Source organism: Halochromatium sp. (genome assembly GCF_054919635.1).
In genome coordinates this window covers 1-8,800 of sequence record NZ_JBUDPI010000139.1, presented here as the reverse complement: position 1 = coordinate 8,800, position 8,800 = coordinate 1, and the positions used below count along the sequence as shown (strand labels likewise).

7 protein-coding genes are annotated in these 8,800 nt (G+C 62.9%); 3 read left to right on the top strand and 4 right to left on the bottom strand.

From position 1 onward, the window contains the following. Positions 1–245: hypothetical protein (locus tag ACY693_RS10050; protein ID WP_462321693.1), on the top strand; the 245-nt coding region annotated here is incomplete at its 5' end. 446 nt (positions 246–691) lie between these two features. On the opposite strand, the gene ACY693_RS10045 is transcribed toward ACY693_RS10050, so the two are convergent. Together ACY693_RS10045 and ACY693_RS10040 are read right to left on the bottom strand one after the other, a co-directional pair. After that, a complete protein-coding gene (locus ACY693_RS10045; protein WP_462321692.1) occupies positions 692–1,771 on the bottom strand; it encodes an alginate lyase family protein in 1,080 nt (359 codons plus the stop codon). A gap of 275 nt (positions 1,772–2,046) precedes the next feature. Next, positions 2,047–2,883, bottom strand: a complete 837-nt coding sequence (locus ACY693_RS10040; RefSeq protein WP_462321691.1) for a ferritin-like domain-containing protein — start codon at positions 2,881–2,883, stop codon at positions 2,047–2,049. A gap of 188 nt (positions 2,884–3,071) precedes the next feature. Here ACY693_RS10040 and ACY693_RS10035 point away from each other — a divergent pair, with 188 nt between their 5' ends. Next, the gene (locus ACY693_RS10035) at positions 3,072–3,332 is read left to right on the top strand and encodes a hypothetical protein (protein WP_462321690.1); all 261 of its coding nucleotides are present in this window, start codon (positions 3,072–3,074) and stop codon (positions 3,330–3,332) included. 43 nt (positions 3,333–3,375) lie between these two features. Here ACY693_RS10035 and tsaB read toward each other — a convergent pair whose 3' ends face one another. Continuing rightward, entirely contained in the window at positions 3,376–4,086 is a 711-nt protein-coding gene (gene tsaB, locus ACY693_RS10030) for a tRNA (adenosine(37)-N6)-threonylcarbamoyltransferase complex dimerization subunit type 1 TsaB (RefSeq protein ID WP_462321689.1), read from the bottom strand. Between the two features lie 141 nt (positions 4,087–4,227). On the opposite strand from tsaB, the gene ACY693_RS10025 reads away from it, so the two are divergent. Beyond that, positions 4,228–8,466 (top strand): SNF2-related protein, encoded by a 4,239-nt coding sequence (locus ACY693_RS10025; protein WP_462321688.1) that lies wholly within the window; start codon positions 4,228–4,230, stop codon positions 8,464–8,466. A gap of 59 nt (positions 8,467–8,525) precedes the next feature. On the opposite strand, the gene ACY693_RS10020 is transcribed toward ACY693_RS10025, so the two are convergent. Next, positions 8,526–8,800 (bottom strand): helicase C-terminal domain-containing protein (locus tag ACY693_RS10020; RefSeq protein ID WP_462321687.1); only part of this gene is annotated, 275 nt, incomplete at its 5' end.

Here is an 8,800-nt window from a genome sequence, read left to right as displayed (position 1 = left end):
TGGGCTGCGTATTCAATGGCATTCAGGCTGCCAATGCTGATGTGTTGTCTCCCCCGACGACTGAGACGGAGTATTCGCCTCCGTACTTTTCCCGTCCGTTCGTCGATCGAGGGCTCGATTTATTGGTATCTGAGCTGGATTGGCGTACTTACTTGAGAACTAATATCGGAGATGTTTTTGACCTTGGGTCGCTGAATGCCCTGGGAATGAATTACAATTGTATTGCCAATTACGTGAATCCGTGAGTTGGAGGAGAAAAATCAGGGTCTTTTGTTAAATCGCATGCACTGCGGTTAAAAACGAGTCGACACCAATTGCGACCGCGTGAACATTTGGCCTCTTGTCGCATGATCACGGCGTTGCTGCTCGTCTGGGCACTGACCAGATGCAGTCCACCCAACCCTGCACCCCGATCAAGCGGGCAACGCAGGCTCTTGCCATCGACGGCGATGATCTCTCCGGAGGGTACGTCACTAATGGCCTCAACCCCGAGGGCAAGCGGCGGCATCGGAACCTCAGCACGTCAGTACTTCAAACTGATTACGCCGATAGCCTCACTCCTTCTATAGAGGACTATGCGAACGCTATGACGCGATTGCGCTGGGAAGCTTCTGGGGTGCCAGGTCATTCAAAGATGCCTAAGGGTAACCCCGTTGGGTTCTGGTCGGAGCGATTGTCGAGGTCGATGAATCTAACGGCTTCGGCCCTCTTTGTTATGTGTCCAATCGGTATAGCCTATGTTCTTCCCGTATCGACTGGGTACCGTAACTGGAAAGTCTGTGCCATAGATGGAGTTAATTAGATAAGGCTGCCAGGTATCATTGCCGACTGCTGGGAAGTTGGCCTCATTGTATAACCACTCGAAGGCCCGAAGTAGGGCGCGATTCTGCCATTCAAACGGGGTGTAGCCGGCCCGCTCGAGCAGCACGGCCTGCGCTAGAGCGCCTTCAAGCCCGGTATAGACGTAGTTTTCTTTCGGTGGGGGCGAGGTGAAGGGTCCACCGCGACGCATCTCTTCGGGAAGAACGCCATCAATGCTGTGGCCTTCCCGTGTCGCGCCAGCGGGGTTGATTCCGACAGGCTTATCAGGATTTGCCTGCCACCAATCGACCTTCTTGTACTTAAAGCCTGCGTACGCGCCGCGGTCACCAAGGTAGCCTTTGAAGACCTGGGCTGCTCGCTCGATCTCATCGCTGTCGCCTAGGTAACCGGCAACGGCGATGCGGCTTGCTCCTGCTGCCGTACCCCAGTTATTTGGACGGATCTCGTGCGTCGAGACAAGGGTCTTACCGGAGGGATAACGGTAGGTTGGAATGGCGCGAAGCCACTTGCGAAACCTCTCATCGAGGTTTGGGGGCAGCCCGACGAGATCGGCGGCGAGCACATAGGCCATGAGGTTGCGTCCGAGCGCGAGCGTGCGGCCGCCCGGTCGGGTTTCGGTGCCCATCACGTCCTTGATCGCAGCGATCACCTCGTCTCGGTAGGAGTCCTCGCCGGTGCGTGCATAGACCAGCGCTCTAGCGAAGACGCGAACATTGGTCTTTTCCTCCTGATTGGTCAGGTCTGGCTTCTTGATGGGCGTTTGGGCGTCTTTAAGTAGCTCGTCCCAAGCGGGTCCTTCCATTGGCAGTTGCATGAGTCGTTCGCGATCGATCCAGAGACCCTTCTTCAAGGCGTCCATGTCGGGTGCGTCCGTCGCGAAGGCATGGCCCGTGCAGAGGCAAATGAACACTCCGATCTGGACTAAGGCTGCATTCAGGCGTCTTGTCATGATTAGCGCTTGTTGGAAGCTCCAACGGGTTGGTCTTCTACCGGTTACCAGATGACGACGCTCCGCCCGCATCGGTAGCTGCCGATGCCAAGGCAAGTGCCTTGCGTGCCCAACGGTGCTTACCTGCCTAGCCCTAAAGTCGAGCTAAGCAGCGCTTTTTTCGAGGAATCTCCGGGTTAAACCGATTGGGTTCGGGTCGGCGCCAGTCCTAAAATTGATAAATGCACCGGCTTTGGCCTTCGACTGCTCAACAAATTGCCATCTCGGCTGCGTTTCTACGCCGGCCGATGGTTACTAGCACACAATTCCTCGAGATCATCAAGCTCGGACTCGTTGAAGCCAGCTCGGCGCCGGTCTGAGCGATTCAGCGGGCAGCGAACCTCGCCTCGCAGGTGACGTTGGATCATCGCCAACGAGGTGGCCTGCGGCTCCAGCCCGCGCTCATCGCAGAGATGGTGGAACCAGCGGCTGCCAATCGCCACGTGCCCGATCTCATCGCGCAGTATGATCGCGAGGCGATCGGCGGTGTCATGATCTCCAATCCTTCCCAGCCGCTCAATCATTCCGGGTGTGACGTCGAGACCGCGTGCTTCGAGCACCCGCGGCACCAGTGCCATGCGCTCGAGCACATCGCCGGCGGTACGGCATGCCATGTCCCAGAGGCCGTCATGGGCGGGTAGGTCTCCATAGTCCTGGCCCAAGGTTTGCAGTCGCTCTTGCATCAAGACGAAATGCTCGGCCTCTTCGGCGGCGACCTGGATCCAGTCGCTCTTGAACGACTTGGGCATCTGCGGAAAGCGCTGCACGGCGTCCCAGGCGAGGTTGATGGCGTTGAATTCGATGTGGGCGACGGCGTGGACCAGCGAGACCAGGCCCTCGGGGGTACTGAGCTTGCGTTTCGGTAGCTCCCGTGCATCGACCAAGACGGGCTTGGCCGGTCGTCCCGGCGTATCCAGTGGACGCCAGTCGGGTGGCGTGTCGGATGCGATCTCTCCGGCGGCCCAGCGGGCGGTGACCTGGCGTGTGAGCGCGACCTTGGTCGCGGGGTCGGTCTCGGCAAGGCAGGTGGCCGCGAGGCTGACGATGTTTTGTTGCTGTAATGATTTGTTCAAAATGCTGTTGTTTTGGTTTTGAACAGGCTTTACCTTGTTCGGTAGCGGACGGGCGGGCTTAGTGTCTGTTGGATGCTGCGATTTGACGTGGCTGTTGTCGTGGACAGCCGGCTTTTCCGCTATGCTTGTAAAGTATTCGACCAAAAACTGAAAAACAGGTTGCGTTTTGGCGCCCGAGGATGGTTCCTATGAAACTGTGCAAGACGTGTTTTTCCTCGGTATGGCCGTTCGCGCTGATGACTGTCATCGCCGGGATCACGGGCTTTGTGACCTGGCTAACCCTAGGGCTGTCACAGCCCGAGCCAGAACTGAGAATCGCAGTGGGGCTGATCGTGTTCGTCGCGGTTGAGGCGACCCTGATCCATTACGTGGTGTCCTGCATGCGTCGGCATTGCCACCATCACGCCCCCAAACTGGGGCGTAGCCACCATCTGAGCACCGGGTCATAACGGCAGCTCTCTCGGAGAAGGTATTGGCTTGGCCGCTCGATGGCTAAATGGAGGCAGCGCTCTTGCGGCTAACCTCTGCGACGCGATTTCGCAGATAAACCGGTGCCGCGCGGTCGGGCCGCTGTGCTTGATCGAAGGCCGCGCGGGCTAGCCAGGCGACGTCGCTGGCCTCTGGGATGATGGCGGAGATCGGTTCTTGGCAGATTAGCAGTTCGGATTGGTGGCGATCTCGGAGGCCGGGATAGCCGACCCAGCCACTTCCGGCCGCGCACCAGCTGGTGCCCGAGATGCCAGGCGGTAGGGCAGGCGTCTGCTCGGGTGCGACGACCAACTCCTGATCCAGCAACTTAGCCTCTCCATCGCCCTCGAGGTAGTAGCAGCCCCAGTAGACCTCGTCCATCCGTGCATCGAGCGCGCAGGCGATCTTGCGTTGGCCGCTGTGGCGAAACGCGGCCCGCGCCGTCGCTGCGAGCGTCGAGATGCCGATGACCGGCCGGCCGGCGCCAAAGGCGACCCCCTGTGCAACGGCGGCTGCGATCCGCACCCCGGTGAACGAGCCGGGGCCACGGCCACACGCGATGGCATCCAGCTCGGTCAGCCTGAGGCCCGCCTCCTCGAGCAGCGCATCCAGCATACCGAGGATCAGATCGGCGTGCTGGCGTGGGGCATGCTCACAGCGTTGCTCAAGCCGATCGCCGGTCAGTAAGGCCGCCGAGCAGTGGTTGCCTGAGGTTTCCAGGGCCAAGATCTTCATCGCATTGGGCGCATATTCAGTGGACGATGGTTGCTGAAACTGTACCATGATCGCTTTTGCTCACTGCAAGAGCTGCCCCGTGTTGAAGCCAAGGGAACGACGAGCCATCCGCCTCCTACACCTCCGCGTTCATCGCTCGCCATGACGGATCGACGCCTCGCCTATCAAGCCCTTGTGGCCGACGAGCGGCGCATCTTGCGCGCGCTCTCGGTGGTCTGCGAACCGATCAGCCAGACCAGTCTCGGGCTCCTGCTCGACGCGCTGGGCTGGAAGGACCGCCGTGGCACCCCACTGAAGGCACGGCTCGGCAAGGCCTGGCGCGAGCGCATGCTCGATCAGGGGCTGCTGGAGCAGAAGCGTCACAATCTGGTTTGCCATCCGGATTTACTGGAGCCCTTGACCCGGGAGACGGTCGCTGAGCGCAGCTTTGATGCCATTGTCGCTGCTGCTGAGCGGGTGGTGCCAAGCATGATGCGCAACTCCTGGGATCGGCCCAGTGAGGAGCGGCGCTTTCGGCTGCTGCGTATTGCCGTCTATGCCGGACGCGAGGACGAGGTGCTGCGGATGCTGATGCTGCAGGACAGCGAATCCTTGGCTCAGGTGCGCTATCGGCAGGTGGAGCCGCTGGCGACCATCTGCACGCGCTCAGCCGATCCGGCCTGGCTCGAGACCCTGCCAGCGCGCCTCAAGCTGTTGGCACTGGCGCCGATGTTGCGCGAGGCCGCGCTCGATCTGCGCGCCCGGCCGAGCTCCTACCAGCTGATGGAGCGTTTGCTCGGTCCACTGGCGGCCTCCGACCCGGATGCCGCCGATGCGCTTGCCGAGCAGCGTCTGTTGCGTGGTCAGACGGAGCGGGTGCCTGAGCTCCTGGCTGATCGCGATGATCCTCAAGCCCTGATCCTCACCGGCTGGCTACAGATGCTGCGTGGCGCCTATCCGGAGGCGATCGACGCCTATGAGTCTGCGCTGCAAGCGCTTCGCCGCCGCAGTCGTCAGCGCAACCTCTATGTGCCCGGTATCGCCGGCGTGCTGCATCTGCTGGCGTTGCTGCAGCGTGGCGAGCCGGCAGACCTCGAGCGTGTGCGGCATCTGGTTGCGGTCTGTCTCAAGGCCAGCGTTACCGACCTGCTCGAGCCGGTCTTCCGGCTGCTCGATGATCTGGCCGCGGTGCTTGCTGGTCAGGCCAATGTCGCTGAGAGCGCCTGGCTGCTGCATAGCATGGCGCCTCGGGGTCCGTTTCCGGCGCTGTTCCAGGCGCTCTGTCTGTACTGGCTCGGCAAGCGGCCGGCGAGCGACAGCCTAACGGCGCTCAAGCGCAACGCTGTCGAGGCGACCCGCGCGGGTCTCAACTGGTATGTGCGCGAGGTCGTTGCACTGTTGCAGCGATTCGATGTCGGGGACGGATTGCCAACACTGGCGATGCCCGGTCGCGATCCCGATCCAGATGCCGATCAGGTGCTGTTGACCGATCTGCTCGCGCCCAAGCCAACCTGGGAGATCGCGCTCGAGGCGCTCAAAGGGCTGGCCGAGCAGCGCGACCTCAGCGCGGATCGGGTCCGGCAGCGGCAGGAGGTCGACCGCCGCATGGCGTGGCTGCTGACGCTCTACGACGAGACTGCCGTGCTCGAGCCGCGCGAGCAGAAGCGCACCAAACGCGGCAGCTGGACCCAGGGCCGAGCCGTCTCGCTGCAGCGCCTGACCGATGAGCCGCAACGATTCCCCTATCTGACGTCTAAGGATCGCGCCATCTGCGAGGCGATCAGGGGCGAGCAGCAGGCCGGCTGGACGAGCGGCTACACGCGCAGCAGCCACGACCTCGATCGCGACCGCGCCCTGATGGCGGCGGTCGGCCATCCATTGGTGTTCCGGCCGGATCGGCCTGAAGCGCCCGTCGAGCTGGTGAGCGGCTCGCCGACCCTGAGCGTGATCCGTCGTGAGCAGGACATCCTCGTCAGTCTCGAGCCTTATCCGCAGGAAGCTCGCTCAGTGCTGCCGGTGCAGGAGACCCCACAGCGGCTGCGCCTGATCCAGTTCGACGCTGGCCATCGCGAGATCGCGCGCATCCTGGGACCCGAGGGGTTGGTGGTCCCCCGGGCCGGCGAGCAAACCCTATTGGCTAGTCTGACGGCCGTGGCGCCGATGCTCACCGTGCACTCGGATATCGGCGGTGGCGATAGCCAGGCCGAATCGATCGAGGCTGATCTCTGCCCACATCTGCATCTGACACCCTGCGATGAGGGCCTGCAGCTGGACCTCTTCTTCCATCCCTTCGGTGAGATCGGTCCGCAGCTGCGCCCAGGTGCGGGTCGCGCCAGCCTGTTCACCGAGCGTGACGGACGACCGTTGCGTTGCACCCGCAATCTGCAGGCCGAGCGAGACGCGGCTGAGGCCGTGATCGCGGCCTGTCCGGCCTTGGGCTCCGCGATGGAGTCGGGCATGGATAGAGGTCTCGATCCGAGTCAGGGGCAGGGATCTCCTGGCGCACTCGACTGGGACGGTGAGCAAGACTGGACCTGGACGCTGCCCGATCCGGCCGACGCACTGGCAGCGCTCGAGCAACTGCATGCGCTGGGCGAGCAGGTGCAGCTGGATTGGCCGCAGGGGCGGCGTATCGCGCTCAGCGAGGAGCTTGGCCTCAGCCGTCTTCAGGTCAAGGTCCGCCAGAAGAACGACTGGTTCGATATCGCCGGTGGACTGCAGCTCGATGACGGTCGGGTGTTGGCCATGCGCGAGCTGATCGAGCGTGTCGCCTCTGCACAGGGACGCTACGTGCGCCTCGGCGAGGGCGATTTTCTGGTCCTGAGCAGCGCCTTGCGCCGGCGTTTGCAGGGTCTGGCTGGGCTGACCGATGATGGCCGCTTCCATCCGCTGGCAGCGCCGGCTGTGCATGAGCTGATCGACGGCATGCAGGTCGAGGCGAGTCAGGAATGGCGCGGTCTGCTCGATCGCCTGGCGCAGATCGAGGCCTTTGAGCCGGAGCTGCCGTCGACGCTGCAAGCCGAGCTGCGCGACTATCAACTGGAAGGCTTTCGCTGGCTGGCGCGACTCGCCCACTGGGGCGCCGGTGCCTGCCTGGCTGACGATATGGGGCTTGGCAAGACCATTCAGGCCCTGGCCCTGATCCTCACACGGGCGCCGCAGGGGCCGACCCTGGTGCTGGCGCCGACCTCGGTCTGTGGTAACTGGTTGGACGAGGCGCAGCGCTTTGCGCCCACGCTGCGACCACTGCGCTTCGGCGATGGCGACCGCGGCGCGATGCTTGCTGAGGCTGGCCCTTTTGATCTGGTCGTCTGCAGCTATGGGCTGCTGCAGAGCGAGCGCGAGCGCCTGAGCCAGATCGACTGGCAAACCATCGTTGCCGACGAGGCGCAGGCCTTCAAGAACGCGATGACCAAGCGCTCGCAGGCGATCATGGCGCTCAAGGGCGGCTTCCGGATGATCACCACCGGCACCCCGATCGAGAACCATCTCGGCGAGCTCTGGAACCTGTTCCGGTTCATCAATCCGGGGCTGCTCGGCTCACTGCAGCGGTTCAATCAGCGCTTCGCGCTCCCAATCGAGCAAGAGAAGAGCCAGAGTGCTCGCCAACGTCTGCGCCAGCTGCTCAAGCCGTTCATTCTCAGGCGATTGAAGACCGATGTGCTCGCTGAGCTACCACCGCGCACCGAGATCAACCTACAGCTCGAGCTCAGCACAGGCGAGATGGCACTCTACGAGGCGCTGCGCCGAGAGGCGATGGAGCGGCTCGATGCCGAGGGCAGCAAGGCGGCCCCTGGTCATAAGCGGCTGTTGCTGCTCGCCGAGATCATGCGCCTGCGCCGGGTCTGCTGCCATCCGCGCCTGGCACTGCCCGACACCGAGCTGCCGAGCGCCAAGCTCGAGGCCTTTGCTGAGATCGTCGATGAGCTGCTCGACAACCGCCATAAGGCCCTGGTCTTCAGTCAGTTCGTCGACCATCTGAGCCTGATCCGCGAGCATCTGGACCGGCGCCAGATCCGCTATCAGTATCTGGATGGCTCGACCCCAGAGCCGCAGCGGCGCGCGGCCGTGGACGCGTTTCAGGCCGGCGAGGGCGAGCTGTTCCTGATCAGCCTCCGGGCCGGCGGTGCAGGGCTGAACCTGACGGCCGCCGACTACGTGATCCACATGGACCCCTGGTGGAACCCAGCGGTTGAAGACCAGGCCTCTGACCGCGCCCACCGCATCGGCCAAGAGCGGCCGGTGACCGTCTATCGACTGGTGGCCAAGGACACCATCGAGGAGCGCATCCTGAAGCTGCATGCCAGCAAGCGGGATCTCGCCGACGGCCTGCTCAGCGGGGCCGACGACGGCGGCAAGCTCAGCTACGAGCAGATGCTGGCGCTGGTTTCTGGAGACTAGCTTCTGGGGCCAGCTTCTGGGGACCAGCCGATGAGCGCCAGCAAGGCACAGCAGTGCACCTAGTCCGTGGCCCTTGGGCGCGCAGCGTTCTCTGAGAGCGGCTGAGCGAAGAAGGCCTCCAATTCAGCGAGGTCATCGGTTCGACGCATCGGCGGTAGGCTGCTCAAAAAGACTCGACCATAGCTGCGGCTGTTCAAACGTGGGTCGCAGACCACCAGCACGCCCCGATCCTGAGGATCGCGGATCAGTCGGCCGGCACCCTGTTTGAGTGCGATCACCGCTTGGGGGAGCTGAAAATCGCGGAACGGATTGCCGCCCTGGCGCTTCAGCGTGT

Coding starts and splice junctions, on each gene's coding strand:
- ACY693_RS10045 (WP_462321692.1), bottom strand. CDS start 1,771: ATGACAAGACGCCTGAATGCAGCCTTAGTCCAGATCGGAGTGTTCATT.
- ACY693_RS10025 (WP_462321688.1), top strand. CDS start 4,228: ATGACGGATCGACGCCTCGCCTATCAAGCCCTTGTGGCCGACGAGCGG.
- tsaB (WP_462321689.1), bottom strand. CDS start 4,086: ATGAAGATCTTGGCCCTGGAAACCTCAGGCAACCACTGCTCGGCGGCC.
- ACY693_RS10035 (WP_462321690.1), top strand. CDS start 3,072: ATGAAACTGTGCAAGACGTGTTTTTCCTCGGTATGGCCGTTCGCGCTG.